The organism is Stenotrophomonas sp. YJH_SMC_43 (assembly GCF_059372535.1).
In genome coordinates this window covers 24539-48905 of sequence record NZ_JCAFVQ010000001.1, presented here as the reverse complement: position 1 = coordinate 48905, position 24367 = coordinate 24539, and the positions used below count along the sequence as shown (strand labels likewise).

Below are 24367 nucleotides of genomic sequence, written 5' to 3'. Positions count from 1 at the left end.
GCCCCTTCTCCGTGTTGTAGAGCCGAGCCATGCTCGGCTGCGTTTCCACCGTGCTGCGCACGGCAAGCCGAGCACGGCTCGGCTCTACAGATTGGGCGCGATCAGCTGTTCTTCTTCGCCGCCATCGCCGCGGCCAGCTCGGCCTTGAATTCCTCGAAGGTCTGGCCTTTCTCCTGCGCTTCGGCCTGTGCGGCATCGCGCAGTGCATCGGAGTACATCAGGCGCACCGGCGTGCCATTGCGCTCGTGCAGCTCACCGGCCTGCATGATCAGCGCCAGCACCTGCGCAGCGCTCTCGCTGTGGCCCGCGATGCGGCCGTCCATGCCCAGCACCCATTCGCCGTCGCGGCGCACGACACCGGCCAGCAGGGTGCGCTGAGCATCGCGCAGTTCGGCATGCGGTTCCACCGGCGACGCCTGCGCGGCGGCCTTGTTGACGGCCTGCTTTTCCTGGCGACGGCGCTGGTCGCGGCGGGTCTTGGAACTGGTGGACATGGTGCGGTACCGCTGCGAAGGGGGGCGCAAGGATAGCGCACCCCGCCCGCAGCGCTGCTTCACGCGTGCTCGATCCAGTCCGGTCAGTCCAGCACCTTGCCATGCCGCCAGTAGCCCATGAAGGTGATCGCGCGGCGGTCCAGCCCGCAATCGCGCACCAGGTGGCGGCGGATCGCCATCACCGCCCCCGCCTCACCCGCCACCCAGGCATACAGCGGACCGGCCACGCGGGTATCAGCCTGCTCCCAGAGGATCTGCGTATCGACGTCGATCTCCTCCAGCGCATCGCCGGCAGCCACGCTCGAGGTCGCTGCCAACCGCGCCTGGACCGCCTGCAGCAACGGCTGTCCGTAGGCGGCCTGCCCGCGCGGCAGCCAGACCAGCTCGGCGCTGGAGGGCGCCTTCAGGTGCACCGCATCACCGGCCTGCGCCACCTCCAGCAGCGCCAGCGTGCGCGGTGGGTCGACCATGGCCGCCAGTTCCTCAAGAATTCCGGCCACCGCCGGCAGCGCGGTTTCATCCGCCACCAGCAGCACCTGGCCGACTCCCGCCGGCGGTTTCCATTCCCAGCCTTCGCTGCTGTCGGCACAGTCGGCATCGGGGGCCAGCAGCACTACGCGGTCGCCCGGTCGCGCGTGGATGGCCCAGCGCGAGGCCGGCCCGGTCTCGCCATGAAGCACGAAATCAACGTCGACCTCGCCCTGCTCGGCGCGCAGGTGGCGGATGGTGTAGGTGCGCATGGGCGGGCGCTGGTCGTCCGGCAGGGCCCGGTAGCGTGGGTACCAGTCGTCACCGCTGGGGACCTGCGGCACCTCCTGGCCGGGCAAGGGGAAGAACACCTTGATGCGCTGGTCCGGGCCTTCGGTCTTCATCCGCGCCACGTCGGCACCAGTGAACACCATGCGGTCCAGGGAAGGGGAAAGAACGCGGCGCTCCTTCAGCGCCACCTCGAACAGGCGATAGGTCTGCTGCGCAGCCATGGGGGAACCTCATGCAACGACATCGGATCGGCTGGCTGTCGTGCATCCACGCACCGGCTGGCTGGAGTCCCCAGCCTAGTCCGGTCGCTCCTCGCCGCAAGCGTTACGGGCATCGCGGCCTGCCCTACCCCTGCGCGCTGCTCAATGGCCCGTGCAGGCTGCCTGCGCCGCGCGTTCACGCTGGTGTTCCCAGTACCAGAAAACGAATCCGGCGCCGAAGAACGCGGCCTGGCCCAGCGCCAGGTGCAGCGGGCTGGCACTGAGCAGCGGCGACACCACGCCGGCCACCACGGTGCTGATCATCAGCTGCACGAAGGCCTGCAGCGACGAGGCCAGGCCGCGCTGGTGCGGGTACATGTCCAGCACCGCCAAGGCCAGGATCGGGAAGATCAGGGCCATGCCCATGCCGCCCAGGAAGATCGGCAGCACCGCCCACGGCAGCACGAACTGCGGCGACAGCGCCACGTAGCCGACATTCAGCAGCGCCGACAGCGCGCACAGGCTGAAACCGATGGCGACCTGGCGTGTGGGCGTGGTGTGCCCGGCCATGCGCCCGGACAGGAACGAGCCGGTGGTCATGCCGCCGATGGTGGGGATGAACAACCAGGCGAAACCGCCCTCGCCCAGGTGCAGGTGCTGCATCACCAACACCGGTGCCGAGGAGATGTACAGGAAGATGCCGCCGAAACCGATGCTGCCGGCCAGCGCCAGGCGCAGGAAGCGCGGGTTGAAGCCGATGCGCACGTAGTCACGCAGCAGCACGCGCGGCGACAGCGGCACCCGTGCCTCGACCGGATGGGTTTCCGGCAGGAAGCACGCGGTGGCCGCCAACAGCACCAGCCCGAACACCACCAGGAACCAGAAGATCAGCGGCCAGCCGGCGCCACTGAGCAGGATCCAGCCACCGATGATCGGTGCGATGGCCGGAGCGATGCCGAACAGCATCGACACCTGGCTCATCAGCCGCTGGGCATCGTGGCCGTGGTACAGGTCGCGGATCACCGCGCGGCCGACGATCATGCCGACACCCGCCGACAGGCCCTGCAGCGCGCGGAACGCCAGCAGCGTGGACAGGTCGGTGGACAGCGCGCAGCCGACCGAGGCGCCGACGAACACCACCAGGCCGCCCAGGATCACCCGCTTGCGGCCCCAGGCATCGGACAGCGGGCCGTGCGCCAGGCTCATCAGGCCGTAGAACAGCAGGTACACGCTGATGGTCTGCTGCACCGCCACCTCGTCCACCGCCAGGCGCTGGGCCAGCTGCGGGAACGCCGGGAAGATGGTGTCGATCGAGAACGGGCCGAACATGGCCAGGCCGGCAAGCAGCAGGGCCATGCGGCGGGTGGAAGGGGCAACAGCGGCGGTCATGGAGGAAGCGTCCGGCAGGGCCATGCGGGGCACGCACGGCGGGCGCCGGTCCCGCAACAACGGGGACGGCGCCAGATGAATTCGGGTATCCGCCCATCATAGGTGGGGATTGCGCCTGATGCCATGCAGCACTGCACAAAACGCACGGCCGGGCCATCGGCCATTCAGGCGCGGCGGCACCGACCGGCGGCCGCTGGCCGGGCCCGCAACGGGCTATAATCGGCGGGCAACACGGTGGGAGAAGCGGAACACCGCTGCCGAAGGCGCAACGCCCGTAATCGCTCAGGCCCGATACCACCCGTAACACAACTCTGGAGAGACCGGTTCGATCCGGCGCCGAAGGGGCACGAAGCTGCGGTTTTCCGCGCTTTTAAACTCTCAGGCAAAAGGACAGAGGGGCGCCCCGCAGACCGCCGACAGGCGGCTTGTGCCCGTGCGTGTGCCCTTTCCTGACGGATCCTTCGCCATGTCCCAGAACACCCCTTCCCTGCGTGAGCTCGAGCACCACAACGCGTTCGTCGAGCGCCACATCGGCCCCAACGACGCCGAGATCGCGCAGATGCTCGATGTCGTCGGCCACGCGTCGCTGGATGGCATGACCGATGCCATCGTACCGGCCAAGATCAAGTCGCCGGCACCGCTGGCGCTGCCGGAGTCGATGACCGAAGTACAGGCACTGGCGAAGATCCGTGCGATCGCCGACAAGAACACCGTGCTGCGCAGCTTCATCGGCCAGGGCTACTACGGCACCCACACGCCGAACGTGATCCTGCGCAACATCCTGGAAAACCCGGCCTGGTACACCGCCTACACTCCGTACCAGGCGGAAATCTCGCAGGGCCGCATGGAAGCGCTGATCAACTTCCAGACCCTGTGCGCCGACCTGACCGGCATGGAAATCGCCAACGCCTCGCTGCTGGACGAAGCCACCGCCGCTGCTGAAGCGATGACCCTGGCCAAGCGTTCGGCCAAGTCCAAGTCGGACACCTTCTTCGTGCACGACGCCGTGCATCCGCAGACGCTGGAACTGCTGCGTACCCGCGCCGAGCCCATGGGCATCGTGCTGCGCGTCGGCACCCCGGCCGAAGCACTGGAAGCGGAAGCCTTCGGCCTGCTGCTGCAGTATCCGGATACCTTCGGCCAGGTGGGCGACTACAAGGCGCTGGTCGATGCCGTGCACGCACGCGGCGGCCTGGTGGCCGTGGCCACCGACCTGCTGGCCCTGACCCTGCTGGCCGCCCCGGGCGAATGGGGCGCGGACATCGTGGTCGGCAACAGCCAGCGTTTCGGCGTGCCGTTCGGCTTCGGTGGCCCGCACGCCGCCTTCATGGCCTGCCGTGACGCCTACAAGCGCTCGATGCCGGGCCGCCTGATCGGTGTTTCGGTCGATGCCCAGGGCAACCCGGCCTACCGCCTGACCCTGCAGACCCGCGAGCAGCACATCCGCCGCGAGAAGGCGACTTCCAACATCTGTACCGCGCAGGTGCTGCTGGCGGTGATGGCCTCGATGTACGCCGTTTACCACGGCCCGGAAGGCCTGACCCGCATTGCCCGCCGCACCCATCGCCTGGCCTCGATCCTGGCCGCAGCGCTGCGCAATGCCGGCGTGCAGGTTGGTGGCGACTTCTTCGACACCCTGCATGTCACCGGCGTGCACGCCGATGAGATCCATGCCAAGGCCCGCGCCGCCGGCTACAACCTGCGCGCGATCGACAGCGACTCGGTCGGCATCAGCCTGGACGAGACCACCACCCGCGCCGACATCGTCGCCGTGGCTGCAGTGTTCGGTGCTTCGCTGGACGTCGACGCGCTGGATGCCAGCACCGCCGACGCGCTGCCGGCCGGCCTGCTGCGCCAGTCCGCGTTCCTGACCCATCCGGTGTTCAACACCCACCACAGCGAGCACGAACTGCTGCGCTACCTGCGTTCGCTGGCCGACAAGGACCTGGCGATGGACCGCACGATGATCCCGCTGGGCTCGTGCACCATGAAGCTCAACGCCACCGCCGAGATGATCCCGGTGACCTGGCCGGAGTTCTCGCAGATCCACCCGCTGGTGCCGGCCGACCAGGCGCTGGGCTACAAGGAACTGATCGACACGCTGGAAGCGATGCTGGTCGAATGCACCGGCTACGACGCGGTCAGCCTGCAGCCGAACTCCGGCGCGCAGGGCGAGTACGCCGGCCTGCTGGCGATCCGCGCCTACCACCGTTCGCGCGGCGAAGATCACCGTGACATCTGCCTGATCCCGGATTCGGCACACGGCACCAACCCGGCTTCGGCACAGATGTGCGGCATGAAGGTGGTGGTGACCAAGACCGATGCCAACGGCAACGTCGATGTCGAGGACATCCGCCTCAACGCCGAGAAGTACAGCGACCGCCTGGCCGCGATCATGATGACCTACCCGTCCACGCACGGCGTGTTCGAGGAAGAGGTGGTGGAGATCTGCGAGATCATCCACAAGCACGGCGGCCAGGTGTACACCGACGGTGCCAACATGAACGCCCTGGTCGGCGTGGCCAAGCCGGGCAAGTGGGGTTCGGACGTTTCGCACCTGAACCTGCACAAGACCTTCTGCATCCCGCACGGCGGTGGCGGCCCGGGCGTTGGCCCGTGCGCGGTCAAGGAGCACCTGGCGCCGTTCCTGCCGGGCAAGCTGGGTGACAACGGCCCGGTCGGCATGGTCAGCGCGGCCAGCTTCGGCAGCGCCTCGATCCTGCCGATCAGCTGGATGTACATCGCGATGATGGGCCGCGAAGGCCTGCGCAAGGCCACCCAGGTCGCACAGCTCAACGCCAACTACATCGCCAAGCGCCTGGCACCGCACTTCAAGACCCTGTATACCGGCCGCAACGGCCTGGTGGCGCACGAGTGCATCCTGGACGTGCGCCCGCTGGAGAAGACCAGCGGCATCGGCGCCGAGGACGTGGCCAAGCGCCTGATCGACTTCGGCTTCCATGCCCCGACCCTGAGCTTCCCGGTGGCTGGCACGCTGATGGTCGAGCCGACCGAGAGCGAATCGCTGCACGAGCTGGATCGCTTCATCGACGCGATGATCCAGATCCGCGAGGAGATCACCGCGATCGAAGACGGCCGCCTGGACCGCGAGGACAACCCGCTGAAGAACGCGCCGCACACCGCCACCGCGGTGACCGCCAGCGAGTGGACCCACGCCTACCCGCGTGAACTGGCTGCGTTCCCGCTGGCCAGCCTGAAGCAGAGCAAGTACTGGCCGCCGGTGGCGCGCGTGGACAACGTGTACGGCGACAAGAACGTGATGTGCGCCTGCATTCCGGTCGATGCCTACAAGGATGATGAAGTCGAGGCTTGATTCCTCGCTGCATCGGTAAAGAGAACGGCCCGCGCAAGCGGGCCGTTTTCATGAGGGTGTGTGGATCAAAGTCCACACCCACAAACATCCGATCACGGGTCCGGCATCTGCCCCAGGCTCAACTGCCACGACACGCCGAAGCGATCCTGCACCCAGCCGTAGCGGTTGCTGAAGTCATAGTCGCCCACCGGCATCAACCAGTGGCCGCCCTCGCCCAGCACACGCGCGGCGCGCTCGAACTGCTCGGCACCGGAACACTCGACGAACAGCGAGATCGACGGGCTGAAGGTGAAGTCGTGCACGTCCAGGCTGTCAAAGCACAGGTAGTGGGTGCCGCCCAGCAGGAAGATGGCCTGGCGGACCTGCCCGGGCACGCCGGCACCGGCGCCGTCCGGATGGCGCTGCATTGCCAGCAGGCGGAAATCGGCGAAAGCTTCGGCGTACAGGGCCAGGGCGGCCTCGGCCTGGCCGGTGAACATCAGGAAAGGACGGCTGCGCAGCATGCGGTACTCCCGGTCGACGGGCCGCTGGCGGCCCACGCGATCAGGATGGCACGGCGGATGTATGCCTGCTGTAGAGCCGAGCCCATGCTCGGCTGGCGGCCGCGCGAACAGCAGCCGACCGTAGGGACGGCTCTACAGAATCACGCCTCGCGCATGCGCCGCGCGATGGCGCTGCCAGCGGCGATCGTGGCGGTCAGCGCCACCATCGACAGGAACTGCAGGCGGGTGTGCGCCTCGCTCAGCAGCAGGCCGAAGATCAGCGCCAGGATCGCCAGCGCGCAGCAGGTCAGCCACGGGAAACCGGCCATGCGGAACGGCAGGCGAGTGCCCAGGCGATCGGCGCGGCGGCGCAACACCAGCTGCGAGACCAGCGACAGCGTCCACACCAGCAGGCAGGTGGAACCGACGATGTTCAGCAGTACCGGCAGCACCCGGTCCGGAAACAGCAGTTCCATCACCGTGGCGGCGAAGCCGAACAGCACGCTGGCCAGCACGGCGATCACCGGCACCTGGCGCGGATCGGTCCAGCCCAGCACGGCCGGCGCTTCACGGCGCTGCGCCAGCGAGTACATCATGCGCGAGGCGCCGTAGAGGTTGGCATTGAGCGCCGACAGCAGCGCGATCACCGCGATCAGGGTGATGGCAGTGCCGGCACCCGGAATACGGGCGATATCCAGCACGGCGGCGAACGGCGACTTCAGCGCCTCGCTGGTCCACGGCACCACAGCGATGATCACGCTCAGCGAGCCGATGTAGAACACCAGGATGCGCCACGCCACGGTGCGGATGGCACGGGCGATGCTGCGCTCCGGATCTTCGGTCTCCGCCGCCGCAACGGCCACGATCTCGGTACCACCGAAGGCGAAGACCACCACCAGCAGCGCGGCACCGATACCGGCCAGACCCTTGGGTGCGAAGCCGCCATGTTCGGTGAAGTTGCTCAAGCCCGGCGAGGTCACCTGCGGCAGCCAGCCCATCAGCAGCGCCACGCCGATGGCGATGAACGCCAGGATCGCCGCGACCTTGAGGATGGCGAACCAGAACTCAAACTCGCCGAAGTTCTTCACCCCGAGCAGGTTGATGGCGGTGAAGAACAGCATGAAGGCCAGCGCTGCCATCGGTACCGGCACCGCAGGCCAGACCGTGGCCAGCAACCCGGCCGCGCCCACCGCCTCGGCGGCGATCACGATCACCAGCTGCACCCACCACAACCAGCCGACCGTGGCACCGGCGGTGGCGCCCATGGCGTCGGCCGCATACACCGAAAACGCGCCGCTGGTCGGTTTGGCCGCCGCCATCTCGCCCAGTGCGTTCATCACGATGATCACCAGCGCGCCTGCGACCAGATACGACACCAGCACTGCCGGACCGGCCGCCTGCACGCCCACGCCCGAACCGAGGAACAGGCCGGCGCCGATGGCGCTGCCCAGGCCCATCATGATCAGCTGGCGGGGCTTGAGCGAATGCCCGAGGCGGGACGGCGAAGCGGTCGGAATCGAGTTGGGCATCGGCGGGGCTGGCGGCGGGCTACAGGGGCGACACCTTACCCTGTCCCATGCCTGCGGGGATAGGCACAGCGCAGCAGGCGGCTCAGGCCAGCGCGGGCTCGCCGACACTGCCGCCGATGCGGGCGCGGTAGGCGCGCGGCGAGAAACCGGTTTCAGCCTTGAACTTGCGGGTAAAGGCGCTCTGGTCGCTGAAGCCGCAGGCCTGGCCGATGCAGGCAATGCTGTCGTCGCCGTGCAGCAGGTGCATGGCCATCTGGATGCGCAGCCGGGTCAGCACCTGCTGAGGGGTCATCTGGAACACCTTGCGGAAACTGCGCTCCAGCTTGGACAGCGAAAAGCCGGTGATGTCCAGCAGGGTCTGCATGCGCACGTTCTCGGCGTAGTGCGCATTGAGGTGGGCCAGGGCCAGCCGTAGCTGCTCGTACTGGGTACCGAGGCTGTCCTTCTGGCCGAGGTCGCGGGAAATGCCGATCAGGCCCTCGATGGCCCCATCGACCACCAGCGGGCGCTTGCAGGTCAGGCACCAGCCCGGTTCGCGGTTGGCGAACAGGTGCAGCTCCATCAGGTTCTCGATCACCTCGCCGGACAGCACGCGGGCATCCTGGTCGACATAGTCCGCACTGAGGCCGGTCGGGTAGATCTCGGCCGCGGTACGCCCGATCACGTCCTTGCGCGCGCGCAGGCCCAGCCGCCGCAGCATGGTCTGGTTGACGTGGGTGTAACGCCCCTGAAGGTCCTTGATGAAAAACAGCACATCCGGGATGGCGTCGAACAGGGCTTCGATGTCGGCGGGCTCGACTCGCATGCAGCAAGCATACCCGAGCCTGCTTTTGCCTGTACGTTCACCTCTGCCGGACCTCGGTTTAACGGGGCTGGTTCCAGTGTCGTAGTTCCTTTTGATGATCCGGAGCCAACGTCAATGGCCGCCAGCAAGCCGACCGGCAAGCGCGCAACTGCCCCTGCCGAAAACCACCGCCGGGGCGATGGCGATGAACTGCACCAGCAGGCCGGGGGCACCCATCCGGTGATGACCACCGATCAGGGCATCCCGGTGGCCGACAACCAGAACTCCCTGCGGCAAGGGCCCCGAGGGCCCACGCTGCTGGAGGACTTCATCCTGCGCGAGAAGATCACCCACTTCGATCACGAACGCATTCCCGAGCGCATCGTGCACGCACGTGGCAGCGCAGCACACGGCTACTTCGAGCTGACCCGGTCACTGGCCGCCCATACCCGCGCGTGCATCCTGACCGAGGTAGGCGTCAAGACGCCCGTGTTCACCCGTTTCTCGACGGTAGCCGGCGGCGCGGGCTCGGTGGATACCCCCCGCGACGTGCGCGGCTTCGCGGTCAAGTTCTATACCAAGGAGGGCAACTGGGATCTGGTTGGCAACAACATTCCGGTGTTCTTCATCCAGGACGCCATGAAATTCCCGGACCTGGTGCACGCAGTGAAGATGGAACCGGACCGTGCGTTTCCGCAGGCCGCCACGGCCCACGACACCTTCTGGGATTTCATCTCGCTCATGCCCGAGTCGATGCACATGATCATGTGGGCGATGAGCGACCGCGCCATACCGCGTTCGCTGCGGATGATCGAAGGCTTCGGTGTGCACAGCTTCCGCCTGCTGAACGAGGCGGGAGAGTCGACCTTCGTCAAGTTCCACTGGCGGCCCAAGCTGGGTATCCAGTCCACGGTCTGGGACGAAGCGTTGAAACTGCAGTCGGCCGACAATGACTTCCATCGCCGCGACCTGTTCGAGGCCATCCAGCGCGGCGACTTTCCCGAATGGGAGCTGGGAGTGCAGCTGTTTACGGAAGAAGAGGCCGACGCATTCCCGTTCGATCATCTGGACCCGACCAAGATCATTCCCGAATCGCTGGTGCCGTTGCAGGTCATCGGGCGCATGGTGCTGGACCGCTGGCCGGACAACTTCTTCGCCGAGACCGAGCAGGTGGCGTTCTGCCCGGCCAACGTGCCACCGGGCATCGACTTCAGCAACGACCCGCTGCTGCAGGGGCGCCTGTTCTCCTATCTGGACACCCAGCTGCTGCGCCTGGGTGGCCCGAACTTCCACCAGATCCCGGTGAATGCGCCCAAGTGCCCGTTTGCCAATCATCAGCGCGACGGCCACATGCAGATGCAGGTGCCCAAGGGCCGGGTGGCCTACGATCCCAGTTCGCTGCAGGAGGACACCCCGCGCGAGACGCCTGCCGGATTCCGCAGCCATGCCAGCGCGGACGATGGCCGCAAGGGCCGCACCCGCGCGGAGAGTTTCGCCGACCATTACAGCCAAGCCCGCATGTTCTTCCGCAGCCTGGAAAAGCCGGAGCAGGCGCACCTGGCATCGGCGCTGGTTTTCGAGTTGTCCAAGGTGGAAACGCTGAAGGTGCGGGAGCGTACCGTCAGCCACCTGCGCAACATCGACGAATCACTGGCGCAGCGCGTAGCTGATGGGCTCGCGTTGCCTGCACTGCCCGACCCCGCGCCGACCGCCACGCCGGTGCAGGACATGCCTGCCGCTCCCGAGGTGCGCGTGATCGGGCGCAACAAGCCCACCCTGCAAGGGCGCAGCATCGGCATCCTGTTTGATGAGGGCTCCGACGCGCGCGTGATGGCCAGCCTGAGCAAAGCGGCCCGGAAGGCGGGTGCAGACGTGAAGCTGGTCGCGCCCAAAGTAGGCGGCGCCACGCTGAGCGATGGGGCGATGCAGACGGCGGATGGGCAACTGGCGGGCACGCCATCGGCTGTGTTCGATGCGGTGGCCGTGGTGCTCAGCCCGGAAGCCGCGAAGGCCTTGTCGAAAGAGAGTGCAGCCGTCGAATTCGTCAGCCAGGCGTGGACGCACCTGAAGGCCATCGCCAGCGACGCAGGCGGCCAGACGCTGCTGAAGGCGGCGCGGGTCGGCAACGATGCCGGCATCGTCGAAGCGGAAGACGCCAAGGCCTTCCTGGCGGCGGCCGCCACCCGTCAGTGGGCTCGCGAGCCCAAGCTGCGCCTGCTGGCCTGACTACGACAACAGGAGAACTGTCATGCCCCGTGGTGACAAATCCGCATATACCGAAAAACAGAAGCGCCAGGCCGAGCACATCGAGGAAAGCGAACGTGATCGCGGCGCGAGTGAAGGCACCGCCGAGCGCATTGCCTGGGCCACCGTGAACAAGCAGGACGGCGGCGGCAAGCGTAGCGGCAGTGCCCGCAAGGGCGCGAAGAAGGCGACCAGCAAGAAGGCTGCCAAGAAGGCGCCTGCCAGGAAGTCGGCCACAAAGAAGGCCACGACCAAGGCGACGGCAGCGAAGAAGGCACCTGCGAAGAAGGCGGTGGCGAAGAAGGCACCGGCTCGCAAGACCGCGACAAAGAAGGCCACAAAGAAGACGGCGAAGAAGGCTGCGGCCAGGAAGACGGGTACGGCCGCCTCGCGGAGCGCCGCCGCAAAGAAGGCAGCCAAGACGCGGGCCGCGAAGAAGACCGTGCGCAAGGCGGCGGCGAAGAAAGCTACGCGTACGCGTACGCGTGCGCGCGCCTGAAGCGTCGGTCAGGGGGGAGCGTCCTCATCCATGCGGCAACTTCGGCTGCGTCAGCACGGCCTTCAGCAGTAGACGGGCTCCTTCCAGCGAAATACGGCCGCTCAAGGCGGCCGTATTCCTGTCGCTGCACTGCCCGCTCAGGCTGCGCGACGGGGCACAGCAGAGACCGCCGCGCCTTCCACCTTGAATACCGCCACCGACGTGGTCAGCGCATGCGCCTGTTCTTCCAGCGCGCGGCTCGCCGCAGTGGCTTCTTCCACCAGGGCCGCGTTCTGCTGGGTCACCTGATCCATCTGCGCCACCACCTGGTTGACCTGCTCGATGCCGGCGGCCTGTTCCTTGCTGGCCGCTGCGATGTCGCTCATCAGCTGGGTGGTGCGCGAGCTGGCCTGGGCCACGCGCGCGATCGCGGCTTCCGATTCAACGGTCACCGCCAGGCCACTCTTCACCTTGGCAGCGGCGTCTTCGATCAGCTCCTTGATCTCCTTGGCGGCGACACCGGCACGCTGCGCGAGCGTGCGCACTTCGCTGGCGACCACGGCAAAACCACGGCCCTGCTCGCCTGCGCGCGCAGCTTCCACTGCAGCATTCAACGCCAGGATGTTGGTCTGGAACGCGATGCCGTCGATCACCGTGGAGATCTCCGAGATGCGAGCCGACGACTGATCGATCTCGCCCATGACCGATGCCATCTGTGCCATCGCCTGCTCGGTCTCGCGCACCGCGGCACCGGCGGCATGCGCTTCGCTGTCGGCCTGACGTGCCAGCTCGGCGTTCTGGCGTACGGTGGAAGTCAGTTCCTCCATCGATGCGGCCGCTTCTTCCAGATTGGCGGCCTGCTGCTCGGTGCGGCGCGACAGGTCGTTGTTGCCGGCGGCCAGTTCCTGCGCCGCGTTGTTGATGCTGTCGGCAGCCACCTGGATGCCCCGCACGATGCCAGTCAGCTGCGCAGTGGTGGTGTTGGCGTCGTCGCGCATGCGGGCGAACACACCGTCGTACTCGCCATCCATGCGTGCGGTCAGGTCGCCGTGCGAGATCGCGCGCAGCACGTCGGAGACATCGGCAATGCTGGACTGCGAACTGGCCATCATGCCGTTGAGGTGCTCGACCATCGCCTTGAACTGGAACTGGAACGCAGTGGCATCGCCACGCATGCTGAAATCACCGGCACGCGCGGCGCGGGCCAGTTCATCGATCTGCGCGTTGATCGCCATCAGGCTCTGCTTCACCGCGGCCAGGGTGCGGGTCAGCGTGCCCTTCTCGCCCGGGTAGTCCGGCAGGTCGCGGCTGAGGTCACCGATGGCGTAACGCTGCATCACTTCAGCCATCAGCAGTTCCACCTGCACGTGCGATTCGACCAGGCTGTTGGTCGCCTGCACCATGCGGCCGAAATCGCCAGGGAACGCACTGGCGTCCATGCGATAGCGGATCGCGCCCGCCTCATGCTGTTCGGCCATCTGCAGCTGCGCGCCGATCGCCGCCTGCACGCTCTGCCGCACGCTGGCCATCGCCTCGCCAAGCTGGGTCAGCTCATCACGGCCACCCAGACGGAACTCCTGGTCCAGCTGGCCCTTGGACAGCCGTTCGGCCAGGTTCACCGCGCGGGCCAGCGGGCCGGTCAGGCTGCGGCCGATCATCACCGAGGCGCCGATGCCGACCAGCAGTGCGACGCCGCCCAGCACCAGCAGCTGCAGCAGGCTGCGCTCGCCCAGCCTGATCGCCTCGGCGGCTGCATCGCGGCTTTCCTTCTCTTCGAAGTCCACGCCGTCGGACAGCGCCTTGTTCCAGCCATTGGCCGCTTCCTGCACCGGGCCCAGGGTCAGCGCCACGGCGCCCGGGTAGTCGCCCTGCTCCATCAGTTCGCTGGTCTGCTTGTTGAGCGGGCGCGCGATGGCGCGCTTGGCCGCGATGGTTTCCGCGATGGCCTTGCCCTCCGCATCACCCGGCAGTGCCTGATAGGCGGTCCAGCTGGCCTCATAGCGCTTGACCAGATCGGCGATGCGCTGCTCGTCGCTGTCGCGCGCTTCGCCCTGGCGGATCAGCATTTCACGGCGCACCACCATCATCTGGTTGTTGGCATCGAGCATCTGCGACAGCAGGCGCACCTTGGCCACGCTGACGTCGACCACCTGCTGCATCGCGCGCTTCTGCACGACACTGGCGGTGGCGCCGGTGGCCACCACGGCGGCGACCAGCAGCAGCAACAGGCCAAAGCCCAGCCCAAGACGCCAGGCAACCCTGACATTCCTCAAGTAGTTCATCGGTACATCCAAAACGGGGGGATGCGCCCCTATCGGCCGTGCCACCGGCAATCTTGATCGGCAACACGCACGCGCGTCGGCAGCCGTTCACCTTGGTGAGGCCACGCGCCGCGCTTCTGCGGCAAGGTCCAACCGCCCGCCGGGACCGCACTGCTCATGCCGGCATCAGGTTGCTTTCACGGGGGCTGCGCAGCCTCTCCGGGCAGGGTGGAGCTGCCATCTGCCGGAGATCTCCATGCCCGTATGTCGCCCCGCCCTGCTCGCCCTGTCCTTGCTGATGTCCCCCGCCTTCGCGCAGGTGCCCCCGCCGGTCCAGCTGCCGGAGCCCATTGCCGAGAAGACCGGACCCGATACCGCGGCGCGCTCGCCACTGCACGCCCAGGTGCTTCTGGATCGCGCCAATTTCTCCCCGGGCGAGATCGACGGTGAAGTCGGCAGCAATCAGCGCCGGGCCGTGGCAGGCTTCCAGGCGGCCCACGGCCTGACAGTGAGCGGAGAGCTGGACGATGCCACCTGGAAAGCACTGCAGGCCGATGCGACCACGCCGCTTGCCAGTTACACGTTGACCGCCGAGGACGTGGCCGGGCCGTTCATCGCCGTTCCGAAGACGCCCGCCGCGCAGGCAAAGCTGAAGGCACTGGGCTACAGCAGCGTCGAGGAATCACTGGGAGAGCGTTTCCATGCGTCGCCGGCATTGCTGAAGACGCTCAACCCCGGCGTCGATCTGGCCAAGGCCGGCAGCCGCATCCAGGTGCCCAACATCGCACCGGCTGCATTGCCGAAGGCGGCGAAGATCGTGGTCGACAAGTCCGATTCCACCCTGCAGCTGCTGGATGTGCAGGGCAAGGTGATCGCGCAGGTGCCGGTCTCTTCCGGCAGCCAGCATGATCCGCTGCCGATCGGTGAATGGAAGATTCTCGGCGTCTATCGCGACCCGCCGTTCCACTACAACCCCAAGCTGTTCTGGGATGCGCGCAAAGGCGAGAAGAAAGCCACGCTGCCGCCAGGCCCTAACAATCCGGTCGGCCGGGTCTGGATCGACCTGTCCAAGCCCCACTATGGCCTCCACGGAACGCCGGTACCGGGCCATGTAGGCAAGACCGAATCGCATGGCTGCGTACGCATGACCAACTGGGATGCGCTGCGCGTGGCCGATGCGGTGGATACCTCCGTCCCCGTGGTGATGCAGGAGTGAGCCGATGCGTTTTTCGCAGCTGATCGTGCTGGGCGTGCTGCTGGGTGTGGGACTGGGCTGGTGGCTGCGCCGCGATGCTGGCGAATTCGTGGCCGCGTCCACTCCTGCAGCGCAGCCCAGCGTGGCCACAACGCCGTCGATGCAAGCTGCCGCGCCGCGCGCGACGGCACCGACTGGCATCGACGCGGCCTCGGGCACCCTGCTGCTGCCGGTGCAGGGGGTACTGCCCTCTCAACTGCGCGACACCTTCACCGATGCACGCAGCGAGGGCCGCGTGCACGATGCGATCGACATCATGGCCGATGCCGGTACGCCGGTGCTGGCGGTGGCCGACGGCACGGTGGAGAAGCTGTTCGACAGCAAGCGCGGTGGGCTGACCATCTACCAGTTCGAGCCCGGCGGACGCTGGTGCTACTACTACGCGCATCTGCAGCGCTATGCCGATGGCCTGAGCGAAAAGCAGGTGATCAAACGCGGGGATGTGATTGGTTATGTGGGCAGCACTGGTAATGCCAGCGCGGAGGCCCCGCACCTGCATTTCGAAGTACACGTACTGGGGCCGGAGAAGCAGTGGTGGAAGGGGGAATCGATCAATCCGTATCCGCTGCTGAAATCGGCTGCTTCGACGCCCGGCGCTGCCAGCGCCGCAAGGTGAACGTGAACACCGCCAACGCACCCCCGGGAATCAGCAGGAACAGTGCCGCCACCTTCCAGAAAAAGAACGGCCACAGCCAGACGTAATCCAGGTCGGTCAGCTTCAGCAGGTCCAGCGGGGGCTGCAGTTCGATCACGGCCGCCCTGCCCGCCAGCGCCGGGTCCACCTCCAGTACGGTTACCCGCAGCCATGAGCGTCCGCGTGGCAATGCATCACCGCGGCCATATCCAAAGTAGGACGCCATGAGCCCGCTGGACTCAACCGATGCCAGCCTGCGGTTGATACCCTGCCCGGCCACTCCCGAACGCTCTCCTGCGCGGAAGTCCCCATGATCGGTGGGAGTGTCGATGCGCAGCAGCACTTCAGGGTCAGCCTCAGTACCGTCTGCGGCATACCGCAGTCGCAGCCGCAGTTGGTCATCAATGAAGCGGTAGACCGTCACCTCGGCCGTCGCGCCGGGGCTGAGCAGCAGCGGCAGGGTCTGGGTACGCGAGGCCAGATGGTTGGCGATGGCGCCGAGCGCCAGAACCGCGCAGGCGATGACCCACAGGCTCCACAACACCCACAGGGTGACCCGCACCACGGTCTCGCCTTTCACGCTGACATCCTGGTCATCGCTTCGCTTCCTCGCCGGCACTGGCAACACAGTAACGAAAAAGCCCCGCGTTCGCGGGGCTTCTTCCTTCTGCGACGCCAGGCATGGCCCAGCGCTACCGGTCACGCACTCAGGCGAACGGATCCTGCAGGACCATGGTGTGGTCGCGGTCCGGGCCGGTGGAGACGATGCTGATCGGGCAACCCGCCAGCTCTTCCAGCGAACGCAGGTAGGCACGTGCGGCCGGCGGCAGGTCGTCCCAGTGGGTGATGCCGTGGGTGTTCTCGCTCCAGCCCGGGAACTCCAGGTACACCGGGGTGCAGTCTTCCCAGCCCTGTGCGTCCAGCGGGGCGTACTCGGTGCGCTTGCCGTTGTATTCGTAGGCGATGCAGACCTTCAGCTTTTCCATGCCATCGAGCACGTCCAGCTTGGTGATGCACAGGCCGCTGATGCCGTTGATGGCCACGGCGCGCTTCAGCGCGACGATGTCCATCCAGCCGCAGCGACGCGGGCGACCGGTCGAGGCACCGTACTCGGCACCGCGGTCACGGATGCCCTGGCCGACTTCGTCGTCCAGTTCGGTCGGGAACGGGCCGCCGCCGACGCGGGTGGCATAGGCCTTGGCGATACCCAGCACGTAGTCGATCGAATCGGCGCCGACGCCAGAACCGGCCAGCGCACCACCGACGGTGGTGTTGGAGCTGGTGACGTACGGGTAGGTGCCGTGGTCGATGTCCAGCAGCGCACCCTGCGCGCCTTCGAACAGCACGCGCTTACCCTGCTTGCGCAGGTCGTGCAGGATCCCGGCCACGTCGGACTTCATCGGCTGCACGTACTCGCCGAAGGCCAGCGCTTCGTCGAAGGTCTTCTGGAAGTCGACCGCATCGGTGTTCAGATACTTGGTCAGCACGAAGTTGTGGTAGTCCAGCGCGGTGCGCAGCAGTTCTTCGAGCTGCTTCGGGTAATGCAGGTCGGCGATGCGGATGCCGCGACGCGCCACCTTGTCTTCGTAGGCCGGGCCGATGCCACGGCCGGTGGTGCCGATCGCCTTGCCACCGGCAGCGCGCTCGCGCGCCTGGTCCAGGGCGATGTGGTACGGCATGATCAGTGGCGCGGCCGGGGAGATCTTCAGGCGCGAACGCACTTCCACGCCGGAGGATTCCAGCTCGGCGATTTCCTTCTGCAGCGCGGCCGGCGAGATCACCACGCCGTTGCCGATCAGGCACAGCGCATCGTCACGCAGGATGCCCGACGGGATCAGGTGCAGGACGGTCTTCTTGCCGTTGATGACCAGGGTGTGGCCGGCATTGTGGCCGCCCTGGAAGCGCACGACGGCGCCGATTTCCTCAGTGAGCAGATCGACGATCTTGCCCTTGCCTTCATCGCCCCACTGGGCACCAAGCACTACGACAGACTGACCCATGACGGGCTCCTCATATGTTGCGGCCATCGGGGCCGCGGACGGGTAAACCGTGGCGGGGCTGGCCAGCACCTGGAGGGCGGCTCCAAACGGGGAGCAGCCGGCGATGGAAGGCCCAGACACGGAAAAAGCCGAACGGGGAGGCCCGTCCGGCTTTTGTGCATTATCCGGGTTTCCGGGGTCGGGTGCCACCTTTCCGACGGACGGCTTCACCGGCCGGTCAGGCCGGCGTCTCATGTAGAGCCGAGCCCATGCTCGGCTGCCTTCCCGCCGCTGCGCGGCGCCGCCCGAGCATGGGCTCGGACGCTACAGGGCGGGGTTCAGTGCCGCACCCACCACAGCAGGCTCAGGCCGGCCAGCAGCACCAGCCCGCCGAAGCTGCGCAGGGCCGGGCTGGGCAGGTCCAGCAGGCGGTCGGCCATGCGCTTCCAGGCGAACGGGGCGACGAACAGGAACAGGCCTTCCAGCACCGCGACCAGGCAGACGGCGGCGAACAGATCTTTCATGGGGGGACTCCGGAAAAAGCACGGGGCCCGGCGTCTGGCCGGGCCCCGTGGGGTAGTGCCCTGCGACCTCAGCGGTCGTTCTTCAGGTACTGCAGGAACGGGTCGTTCTTGTCCAGCACGATCACGCCGTTGCCGTCGGTCATGGAGCCACGGTAGGCCTCCAGGCTGCGGTAGAACGCGTAGAACGAGGGATCGGCCGAGCCGGCCTTGCCGTAGATACGGGCGGCATCGGCATCGCCTTCACCACGCAGGCGCTGGGCATCACGCTCGGCCTCGGCGATCAGCACGGTGCTGTCACGGTCGGCCTGGGCACGGATGGTCAGCGACTGCTCCTCGCCCTCGGCACGCAGCTTGGCGGCTTCCTGCTTGCGCTGGGCGCGCATGCGCTCGTACACGTCATTGATCACCTGGCTGTCGGTGGGCAGGTCCACCTGCTTGATGCGCAGGTCGATCATCTGCATGCCGAGGCCGGCCACGGCTTCGTTGATCCCCTTCAGCTGCTCGGCGATCAGCTCGCTGCGGTCGCCGGAGACCAGCTGCTGCAGGGTGCGCGAGTTGATCTGGTTGCGCAGCGAGTCGGTGATGATCGGTGCCAGGCGGGCATTGGCGATCCGCGGATCGCCGCCGGTGGCACGGAAGTAGTCACCCACGTTGGAGATGTAGCCGATGGCGAAGAAGTCGACGCTGACGTCCTTCTGCTCGGCGGTGAAGTAACGCGCCGGCGCAGTGTCGAGCACCTGGAAGCGGCGGTCGAAGACCTTCACCGTTTCCACCACCGGCACCTTGAAGTGCAGGCCCGGCTTGATGTCCGAACGCACCACCTTGCCCAGGTTCAGGACCATGGCGGTCTGGTCCTCACGGACCACGTACACCGAGCCGAGCAGGCCCAGCACCACCGCCACGATCACGGCGATCCAGATAGGACTCTTCATCGGCTGCCCTCCTCACGGCCGCTCGGTCGCCCGGTCGGGCGGCCCACCGGCCGGCCCGGATCACGGGAAGCTTCCGCCGCTGCACCCGGCAGCGACGGCATCACCACCTCCGGGTTCGTCACTCCCGGCGGAGCCGGGGTGGTGGGACGGGTATCGCCGGTCATCGGCACGTAGATCAGCTGGCGGCCATCACCACCGATCACCTTGCGGTTCTCGCTCAGCACCTGCTGCACGGTCTCCAGCCACAGGCGCTTGCGGGTCACTTCCGGGGCGTCCTTGTACTGGGCCTGCAACAGGCTGAAGCGCTGCGCGTCACCCTCGGCCTTGGACACCACGGCCTGCTTGTAGCCTTCGGCAGTGGTACGGGCACGCGAGGCCTGGCCTCGGGCTTCCGGCACGACCTTGGCGGCGTAGGCCTGGGCTTCGTTGATCAGGCGTTCCTTGACCTGCTGGGCGCCATTGACCTCGTCGAAGGCCGGCTTGACCTCTTCTGGCGGACGGGCGTCCTGCAGGGTCAGGCCGGTCACGGTCAGGCCGGTCTTGAACGCCTTCAGCAGCGCCTGCAGGCGCTCTTCGGCAGCCACGGCCAGCGGGCCACGGTTGTTCAGCACGGCGTTGAGATCAGCGCGGCCCACTTCTTCGCGCACCGCGCTCTGCGCCGACTGCTCCAGCACCTGGTTGGCATCGACCGTGCCGAACAGGTACTGCTGCGGGTCGTCGATGCGGTACTGGACATTCAGCGAGACGTTGACGATGTTCTCGTCGCGGGTCAGCACCGGCACCTGGATCGAGAAGGTCTTGATCTCGGTGGCATTGACCTTGGTGACCGATTCGATCGGCCACGGCAGCTTGAAGTTCGGGCCGGGCTGCAGGATGCGCGAGAACTGGCCGAAGCGCAGCACCACGCCACGCTGCTGTTCGCCGATCAGCTGGAAGCTGGAGAACAGCACCAGCAACACCACGGCTGCCACCACCCAACGCACGATGCCACCGTCGAACAGGTCCTTCAGCGGCCCGGGCAGTCCGCCCCAGCCACCACCATTGCCACCGCCGCGCGACCCGAAGGGCCCGCGTCGATTGTCCTCGGGGCCTTGTCCGCCCTTGTTGCCGCCGGGTGTATTCCAGGCCATGCACGCTCCATCAAGATTTGGGCTGCGGCGCGGGCCCTTCCCGCACCGCCAGCCGTGAAACCATCACCGATCATACAAGATGGGGCGGATCGGCAGGATCGAAAGGGGGGCAACGGGGTAAGGTGGCGTTTTCCTCGAAGTCAGGCAACGCCGATGGCCCCCACCACCCCGTTCACCGCCTTCCGCATCGAAAACGACGACGCCGGCTACCGCAGCGGCCTTGCCCAGCTCCGGATCGACGACCTCAACCCCGGACAGGTGCTGATCCGCGCCCACTGGTCCTCGGTCAACTACAAGGATGCCCTTGCCGGTACCGGCAAGGGGAAAATCCTGCGCCGCTTCCCGCTCGTGGGCGGCATCGACGTGGCCGGTACCGTGGTCGCCAGCTCCGACCCGGACTGGCGTGAAGGCGATGCGGTGCTGGCCACCGGCTGCGGCCTCAGCGAGACCCGTGATGGCGGCTACAGCCAGTACGTGCGGCTGGAATCGCGCGCGGTGATCGCCCAGCCGGCCGGGCTGACCCCGCGCGAGGCGATGGTGCTGGGCACCGCCGGCTTCACTGCGGCGCTGGCCCTGCTGCGCATGCAGGACAACCGGCAGACCCCGGAACTCGGCCCGCTGGCAGTCACCGGTGCCAGCGGCGGCGTCGGAGCGCTGGCGCTGTCGATCTTCAGCCGTGCCGGCTACAGCGTGCACGCGGTCAGCGGCAAGCAGGACCAGGCCGATTTCCTGCGCAGCATCGGCGCCACCGAGGTACTGCCACGCAACGCGCTGGCCGATACCGGCCCGCTGCAGTCGGCGCGCTTCGGCGGTGGCCTCGACAATGCCGGAGGCCACATGCTGGCCAGCCTGCTGGCGCAGACCGTGCCCTACGGCAGCGTGGTCAGCGCCGGTCTGGCCGCCAGCCCGACGCTGGACATGACCGTGATGCCGTTCATCCTGCGCGGTGTCTCGCTGCTGGGGGTGTCCTCGGCCAATGCGCCGCGCGGGCTGCGCGAAGAGGTGTGGTCGCGACTGGGCAGTGACTGGAAGCCGCAGCACCTGGACCGCATCTGCACTGCCGAAGTCGGCCTGGATGGCCTGCCCGCCGTGTTCCAGCGGATGCTGGCCGGCGGCTCGCTGGGGCGCACGGTGGTGCGGATCGACTGAACGTCGCAGGCAGGCGACGGACGGCAGACGCGCCCCTCCCGCCGGTAATGTGCCCGCACTACACTGCGGGCATTACATGGGGAACAACATGGCACGCATTCTGATCGTCGACGACTCACCGTCGCAGCTGTTGGGGATACAGCGCATCGTCGAGAAGCTCGGGCACCAGATCCTGACCGCCACCGATGGCGCCGCCGGGGTCGAAACCGCCAAGGCCGAGCTGCCCGACCTGGTCCTGATGGACGTGGTGATGCCCAACCTCAATGGCTTCCAGGCTACCCGCACCCTCGCCCGCGACGAGGCGACCCGGCACATTCCGGTGATCCTGGTGACCACCAAGGACCAGGACACCGACCGCATGTGGGGCATGCGCCAGGGCGCCAAAGCCTACATCACCAAGCCGTTCTCGGAAGATGAACTGTCCGAGGTGCTGGAACGGGTGTTCGCCGGGCAGGGCTGAAACATTCCGGTGGGTGCCAACCTTGGTTGGCACGCCTTGAACGGCCGAAAGGCGTGTGGACCGAGGTCCACACCCACCAGAATCGATCTCAGATCGTTTCGCCAAACGCCTTGGCCAGATTCCGATAGGCCTTCTTCTGCGCCTCGTCGGTCGCAGCCGGGGCCACGATCTCGATTTCGACGATCTGGTCGCCGTCCGGGCTGCCGGGAAGGCCACGGCCACGCAGGCGCAGCTTGCGCCCGGCATCGGAATCGGCCGGAATCTTCAGCTCCACCGCACCGCCCAGGGTCGGCACGCTGATGCTGGTCCCCAACGCGGCCTGCCACGGTGTGACCGGCAGCGTATAGAGGATGTTGCGGCCATCGACCTCGAACTGCGGGTGCGCGGCGTACTCCACTTCCAGCAGCAGGTTGCCGCCATGGTTGCCCTGCCCTGCCAGGCGGATCACCTGGCCCGGGCGGATGCCCTTGGGCACGCGCACGTCCAGCTGCTTGCCGTTGACGGTGATGCGCAGGCTGTCACCGTTGTAGGCCGCTTCCAGCGGTACCGACAGCTTGGCGCGGGTATCGCGATTGGGCGCATGGCCCTGGCTGCTGAAGCCCGGCCCCGGACCAGCGCCGCCACCGCCACGCTGGCGCGCGAACAGGCTTTCGAAGAAGTCGCTGAAGCCGCCGTTGGGGCCGCCGCCGCCGAACACTTCCTCGAAATTGAACCCCCCGGCGCCGCCGTAGTTCGGCGGCACGTTGAACTCCTCGCCCGGGCGATAGCCCTGCGCGCGCAGCTGATCGTAGGCCGCCCGCTTTTCGGGGTCGCGCAGCGCCTCGTAGGCCTCGTTGACCGCCTTGAACTTGTCTTCGGCCCCGGCCTCCTTGCTGACGTCCGGGTGGTACTTGCGTGCCAGCCGGCGGTAGGCGGTCTTGATCTCCGCCTCGCCCGCGCTCGGTTCCACCCCCAGGGTGGCGTAGTAATCCTTGAATTCCATCCAGCTACCTCGATTCGCTTCGGCCGCGCCGGTGGCGCCGCCCCGGGTTCATTCTACGCGCCGGCGATGCTACGCCGGGCCTCGTGCGGCGCCGGTGAGGCCGACTGATCCTGCGCAATGCGGCTGCCATCCCCATGCCCCACGCTGTGGCTGGAAGCCCCTGCCGCAAAGCCCGAAGATGGGGCCTGCACGCAGGTTTTCCAATGTCTTGACGCCCCTGTCCCATCCGGCCCACTAGCCTGCCCCAGCAAGGAGTTCCCCATGACCATCCATGTCGGCGACCGCATTCCGGAAGTGACCCTCAAGCGCATCCGCGAGGGCATCGAAACACTCGATACGCATTCGCTGTTCGATGCGCGCAAGGTGGTGCTGTTCGCCGTGCCCGGCGCGTTCACCCCGACCTGCTCGGCCCGCCACCTGCCCGGCTACGTCGAAAAATTCCAGGCATTCCGCCAGCGCGGCATCGACGTCTACTGCATGGCCGTCAACGACCCGTTCGTGATGAAGGCCTGGGCCGCCGACCAGAGCGTGCCCGACGGCCTGCTGATGCTGTCCGACGGCAACGCCGAACTGACTCGCGCGCTCGGCCTGGAACTCGACGCCAGCGCCTCGGGCATGGGCATCCGCTCACGCCGTTTCGCCCTGTACGTGGTCGATGGCGTGGTGCGTGCGGCCTGGGTCGAACAGCCGGGCCAGTTCGAGGTGTCTTCGGCCGAGTACGTGCTGGAGCACCTGCCCACCTGATTCCCCACCGCAAGAGGAAACGGCCAGCCATGTCCAGCAAGCCAGCCAAAGCCACAAAGCCTGCCGCAAAGGTTCCCGGCATCAGCGACCGCAAGACCCTGCGCGAACGCGCCCGGCGCAACATCGAAGATGGTGCGATCACCGACAGCTACAATGCCGACCGCGAGGCAGTGATCAAGCTGCTCAACGACGCGTTGGCCACCGAGTACGTGTGCGTGCTGCGCTACTACAGGCACTTTTTCATGGCCAAGGGCATGCTGGCCGACGCGGTCAAGGCCGAGTTCCTCGAGCACGCACAGCAGGAGCAGGCACACGCCGGCAAGCTGGCCGAGCGCATCGTCCAGCTCGGCGGCGAGCCCGATTTCAACCCGGATACGCTGACCGCGCGCTCGCACGCCGAGTACAAGGAAGGCAGTGACCTGCGCGACATGGTGCGCGAGAACCTGGTGGCCGAACGCATTGCCATCGACAGCTACCGCGAGATGATCAACTTCATCGGCGACCGCGACACCACCACCAAGCGCATCCTCGAAGAGATCCTGGCGCAGGAAGAGGAACACGCCGACGAGTTTGCCGACCTGCTGGATGGGTGGATCGGGGAATAGCGGTTACGCCACACGCTCG

The 24367-nt window shown here is 67.1% G+C and carries 22 protein-coding genes and 1 riboswitch; of the genes, 9 read left to right on the top strand and 13 right to left on the bottom strand.

Annotated features, from left to right (window positions below; genetic code table 11):
• Positions 1-101 precede the first annotated feature (101 nt).
• The 3 genes from AC5QAH_RS00200 to AC5QAH_RS00190 form a co-directional block, all read right to left on the bottom strand.
• Complete coding sequence (locus AC5QAH_RS00200) at positions 102-494, bottom strand: hypothetical protein (protein ID WP_010482800.1); 393 nt, start codon at positions 492-494, stop codon at positions 102-104.
• A gap of 83 nt (positions 495-577) precedes the next feature.
• Positions 578-1474, bottom strand: a complete 897-nt coding sequence (locus tag AC5QAH_RS00195) for a siderophore-interacting protein (RefSeq protein WP_010482799.1) — start codon at positions 1472-1474, stop codon at positions 578-580.
• A gap of 141 nt (positions 1475-1615) precedes the next feature.
• A complete protein-coding gene (locus AC5QAH_RS00190) occupies positions 1616-2842 on the bottom strand; it encodes a multidrug effflux MFS transporter (RefSeq protein ID WP_049454912.1) in 1227 nt (408 codons plus the stop codon).
• Between the two features lie 301 nt (positions 2843-3143).
• Positions 3144-3246: riboswitch (glycine riboswitch) on the top strand.
• Between the two features lie 62 nt (positions 3247-3308).
• Between AC5QAH_RS00190 and gcvP the strand changes: the two genes are divergently transcribed.
• Positions 3309-6176, top strand: coding sequence for an aminomethyl-transferring glycine dehydrogenase (gene gcvP / locus AC5QAH_RS00185; RefSeq protein WP_019338660.1), 2868 nt, complete (start codon positions 3309-3311; stop codon positions 6174-6176).
• 92 nt (positions 6177-6268) lie between these two features.
• On the opposite strand, the gene AC5QAH_RS00180 is transcribed toward gcvP, so the two are convergent.
• The 3 genes from AC5QAH_RS00180 to AC5QAH_RS00170 form a co-directional block, all read right to left on the bottom strand.
• The gene (locus tag AC5QAH_RS00180; protein ID WP_005410627.1) at positions 6269-6679 is read right to left on the bottom strand and encodes a VOC family protein; all 411 of its coding nucleotides are present in this window, start codon (positions 6677-6679) and stop codon (positions 6269-6271) included.
• Between the two features lie 140 nt (positions 6680-6819).
• Positions 6820-8187, bottom strand: coding sequence for an amino acid permease (locus AC5QAH_RS00175; protein ID WP_043399061.1), 1368 nt, complete (start codon positions 8185-8187; stop codon positions 6820-6822).
• 82 nt (positions 8188-8269) lie between these two features.
• Entirely contained in the window at positions 8270-8992 is a 723-nt protein-coding gene (locus AC5QAH_RS00170) for an AraC family transcriptional regulator (protein ID WP_043399063.1), read from the bottom strand.
• 114 nt (positions 8993-9106) lie between these two features.
• On the opposite strand from AC5QAH_RS00170, the gene AC5QAH_RS00165 reads away from it, so the two are divergent.
• On the top strand, positions 9107-11197 hold the full coding sequence (locus tag AC5QAH_RS00165; RefSeq protein WP_049454914.1) for a catalase: 2091 nt from the start codon (positions 9107-9109) through the stop codon (positions 11195-11197).
• A 22-nt stretch (positions 11198-11219) separates the two neighbouring features.
• Positions 11220-11714 carry a hypothetical protein gene (locus AC5QAH_RS00160; protein ID WP_049454916.1) on the top strand — a complete coding sequence of 165 codons (495 nt, stop codon included), beginning with the start codon at positions 11220-11222 and terminating at the stop codon, positions 11712-11714.
• Between the two features lie 137 nt (positions 11715-11851).
• Here AC5QAH_RS00160 and AC5QAH_RS00155 read toward each other — a convergent pair whose 3' ends face one another.
• Positions 11852-13975: a methyl-accepting chemotaxis protein gene (locus tag AC5QAH_RS00155; RefSeq protein ID WP_049454919.1), complete on the bottom strand. Its 2124-nt coding sequence runs from the start codon at positions 13973-13975 to the stop codon at positions 11852-11854.
• A 235-nt stretch (positions 13976-14210) separates the two neighbouring features.
• Here AC5QAH_RS00155 and AC5QAH_RS00150 point away from each other — a divergent pair, with 235 nt between their 5' ends.
• On the top strand, positions 14211-15170 hold the full coding sequence (locus AC5QAH_RS00150; protein WP_049454921.1) for a L,D-transpeptidase family protein: 960 nt from the start codon (positions 14211-14213) through the stop codon (positions 15168-15170).
• Between the two features lie 4 nt (positions 15171-15174).
• The gene (locus AC5QAH_RS00145; RefSeq protein ID WP_049454923.1) at positions 15175-15825 is read left to right on the top strand and encodes a M23 family metallopeptidase; all 651 of its coding nucleotides are present in this window, start codon (positions 15175-15177) and stop codon (positions 15823-15825) included.
• On the opposite strand, the gene AC5QAH_RS00140 is transcribed toward AC5QAH_RS00145, so the two are convergent.
• The 5 genes from AC5QAH_RS00140 to hflK form a co-directional block, all read right to left on the bottom strand.
• Entirely contained in the window at positions 15761-16423 is a 663-nt protein-coding gene (locus tag AC5QAH_RS00140; RefSeq protein WP_049410388.1) for a hypothetical protein, read from the bottom strand. The two genes, AC5QAH_RS00145 and AC5QAH_RS00140, sit on opposite strands and share 65 nt — an antisense overlap.
• Positions 16424-16550: 127 nt before the next feature.
• Positions 16551-17843 (bottom strand): adenylosuccinate synthase, encoded by a 1293-nt coding sequence (locus AC5QAH_RS00135; RefSeq protein ID WP_010482787.1) that lies wholly within the window; start codon positions 17841-17843, stop codon positions 16551-16553.
• A 317-nt stretch (positions 17844-18160) separates the two neighbouring features.
• Positions 18161-18346 (bottom strand): DUF2065 domain-containing protein, encoded by a 186-nt coding sequence (locus AC5QAH_RS00130; RefSeq protein ID WP_049454925.1) that lies wholly within the window; start codon positions 18344-18346, stop codon positions 18161-18163.
• Positions 18347-18414: 68 nt separating this feature from the next.
• Positions 18415-19278 carry a protease modulator HflC gene (hflC, locus tag AC5QAH_RS00125; RefSeq protein WP_010482785.1) on the bottom strand — a complete coding sequence of 288 codons (864 nt, stop codon included), beginning with the start codon at positions 19276-19278 and terminating at the stop codon, positions 18415-18417.
• The gene (gene hflK / locus AC5QAH_RS00120; protein ID WP_010482784.1) at positions 19275-20408 is read right to left on the bottom strand and encodes an FtsH protease activity modulator HflK; all 1134 of its coding nucleotides are present in this window, start codon (positions 20406-20408) and stop codon (positions 19275-19277) included. The genes hflC and hflK overlap by 4 nt, the downstream gene beginning before the upstream one ends.
• A gap of 153 nt (positions 20409-20561) precedes the next feature.
• Here hflK and AC5QAH_RS00115 point away from each other — a divergent pair, with 153 nt between their 5' ends.
• Both AC5QAH_RS00115 and pilH read left to right on the top strand, forming a co-directional pair.
• A complete protein-coding gene (locus AC5QAH_RS00115) occupies positions 20562-21557 on the top strand; it encodes a YhdH/YhfP family quinone oxidoreductase (RefSeq protein WP_495232028.1) in 996 nt (331 codons plus the stop codon).
• A gap of 88 nt (positions 21558-21645) precedes the next feature.
• A complete protein-coding gene (pilH, locus tag AC5QAH_RS00110; protein WP_005410644.1) occupies positions 21646-22017 on the top strand; it encodes a twitching motility response regulator PilH in 372 nt (123 codons plus the stop codon).
• A gap of 88 nt (positions 22018-22105) precedes the next feature.
• On the opposite strand, the gene AC5QAH_RS00105 is transcribed toward pilH, so the two are convergent.
• Positions 22106-22999 (bottom strand): DnaJ C-terminal domain-containing protein, encoded by an 894-nt coding sequence (locus AC5QAH_RS00105; RefSeq protein WP_010482782.1) that lies wholly within the window; start codon positions 22997-22999, stop codon positions 22106-22108.
• Between the two features lie 261 nt (positions 23000-23260).
• Between AC5QAH_RS00105 and AC5QAH_RS00100 the strand changes: the two genes are divergently transcribed.
• Both AC5QAH_RS00100 and AC5QAH_RS00095 read left to right on the top strand, forming a co-directional pair.
• Entirely contained in the window at positions 23261-23743 is a 483-nt protein-coding gene (locus tag AC5QAH_RS00100) for a peroxiredoxin (RefSeq protein ID WP_049454927.1), read from the top strand.
• A 29-nt stretch (positions 23744-23772) separates the two neighbouring features.
• Complete coding sequence (locus AC5QAH_RS00095; protein WP_010482780.1) at positions 23773-24348, top strand: ferritin-like domain-containing protein; 576 nt, start codon at positions 23773-23775, stop codon at positions 24346-24348.
• Positions 24349-24367: the final 19 nt, after the last annotated feature.